The 2,544-nt window shown below is 48.7% G+C and carries 1 pseudogene; it reads right to left on the bottom strand.

Going from position 1 to position 2,544, the window contains the following annotated elements:
* Positions 1–620: 620 nt before the first annotated feature.
* Positions 621–800 (bottom strand): annotated as a pseudogene (locus AC1Q6D_RS33080) (shufflon system plasmid conjugative transfer pilus tip adhesin PilV); the annotation flags it as partial.
* Positions 801–2,544 lie beyond the last annotated feature (1,744 nt).

Raw genomic sequence — 2,544 nt, 5'->3', positions numbered from 1 at the left:
CCACACACCGGATTGGCAATGAGGTTATAAACCTTCACCGTATGCCGTCCATTGAACCGTGGTGGTTCCCGCATAATTATCACCTCCACCACAATAGCCGAATATTGGTGAGGCCCACCCCCAGATAACAGCACCATAAGAAGTCACATTACCTGATCCTGTGGAGAATCCTCTTGCAGAGTTTCCCATGCAAGGGGATTCCGGGCCGACAGCTGTTACTGATGTGACAATTCTCGGAGCCGTAGCGAAAACTTTCTCGAAGTTGACCACCGCGAATTGAGAGTCTTTGCAAATCTTGTTACCGGGGTCAACCCAGATAGTAGAGCATTGATTGGGGACCACATACCCAGTAAGTATCAACGTCTTCCCTAATTTGGCCCACACACCGGATTGGCAAGGTCGTATGACTAAGGCTTGAAACAGTTATAAGCAACGCAAGGTCCACACCCGCCCACTTGAACAGCAAAAGATGTAGTGGCCGTGTAGCCGCTCGGACAACTGCAAGAGCCAGTGTAAGAGTTCGCGGTAGCGCACCCCCCTGCGGTATGAGTAGCGGTCCAGAACGAGCCTCCCCAGCGGTCAGAAGAGATCGCTTTCCAAACGCCGGATTGGCAAAGCAGTCAGAACTGACAACAAAATATCGTCGCGTAATCGTTCTGGCCAATGATGACACCGGCCGTACTACTGTTCCGCCATCCTGATCCAGTTGTGTCCCAGCCGACTTTCGCATAACCAAACGGGCAGGCATATGTGGTTACATCGTTTGTTGAATAGCCTGGTATGGTAATCGCTATGCATGACGCCGGACGGCTGTTTGATTTCCAAACACCGGATTGGCAATACTATTTAAGCATTACGCAAGTGAGTTCGTGATAGTAAGGCCCACCAATACAAGCATTCATGACTGATCCAGAGTCCACAATTTGCGTACCACAAAATGCTCCACCAATCTCGTATGCTTTGGATGCTGAAAGATCGTACCCCTGTGGGCAATAACGATAGCTATTAAATCGACCGTCGCCAGGTTCCATATATCCGGTGGTGAACGTTTTGAATTTTAATGCCGAATACTGCGTTTGCCACATACCGGATTGGCAAGAGGGTCAATACGCACAGTTTAACTTATTGGCGCTAGACCAGGCAGTGGTTGGCGGACTTACCTCTGACACCCATCCCATTTTGAATCCGCGCTGAATACACGCTCGATCGCCACACACTGCTTTCCAATCCGCTGAATTGATGGCGTGGTTATCCACGCATGCGCCGACTCCTCCATCTCCAACAGCAAGACTAACATCCGCATTCGTTAGATAAAGAATCTCGATGCGTTTTGTCGAGGCTTCCTTCCACACACCGGATTGGCAATTAGACCTTCTTGGAAATCGCGATCCATGAGAACAGACTAATTGCACGGCCGGAGGACGCTATATCGCCACATGAAGCAATTGCCGTAGATGCCGGACTGGCACCTCCGTACAGTCTAAAACCTGTTTTTGACAAATTAGTAACTTGATAATCGATGGCGTCAGTAGCGCCCTGAGCGCAAGGGGTGAATGGAAATAGGAACTCTGCGGACACAAGAATTTGAGGAGTTTCCTGCATTGGTGTTTCAAATACAATATCTACGTAGGGGAACGCCGAGCAGAGTGATTGCCCGGCGTTTGACCAGCCAGCGCTACAAACGGAAGTGTAGGCCCTGCCACTTTGAATCGTGGTTTTCTCTGGCTCTCGCCACACACTGGATTGGCAAGACTACTGCAGCACGCTCAGTGAATAAAGTACATTCCAATTTGCCACTTGCTTTCCCCAAACACATAGTTTGATGGGAACGAATCCCTGCGCGGCGGATTCCGAGACGGATGACGAGACAGAAAACCCGCCTCCGGACTGAATCGCAACTTGATAATCAAGTCCGACTGTTCGATTGTTTATTACAATTTCTGTCGACAGTTGAGATACATTTTGATTTTGCGAGATTGCACTCGTTTGTATATTTGCAATTATTAATGCATCAGATTTCAAAGTTTGATTGTACAACTTGCAATACACATCTCCGTTAGGCGATGGATACATAAAGCTCATAACGCCAATTACTGGTCCAGTCTGTACGTCTTTCCCGGTCAACTCTAAACTAACTTTCGACCACACACCGGATTGGCAAGATGAAGAGCTTTAACATCTAACCGCCGTAGTAAGCGCAAATCGCTGATGCTTCGACCCCGGTCCAGGGATCAGGTTGATCGATGGACATGACTCTCACAGAGCAATTCCATCCGGTAGCTGTAGAGTTTGGCGAAGAGTCGTCCAAATTCACTTGAGTAGAATATCCATTGAAATTGCATCCGCCACTTACTATTCGCTTTCCGCTAGGGCAGTTGGCGCTGACGTCAACTAGCCTAGGTAAAGGCAGTCCGCTAATAAAAGCGTACTGAGATATACGCTCAGCGCTCATAATGCCCATCATTCGCCACACACCGGATTGGCAATGAGGTTATAAACCTTCACCGTATGCCGTCCATTGAACCGTGGTGGTTCCCGCATAAT

This window comes from Pseudomonas sp. MT92, from assembly GCF_058792515.1.
Note: the sequence above shows the minus strand (reverse complement) of the source record. Positions and strands in the feature narration are given on the sequence as shown.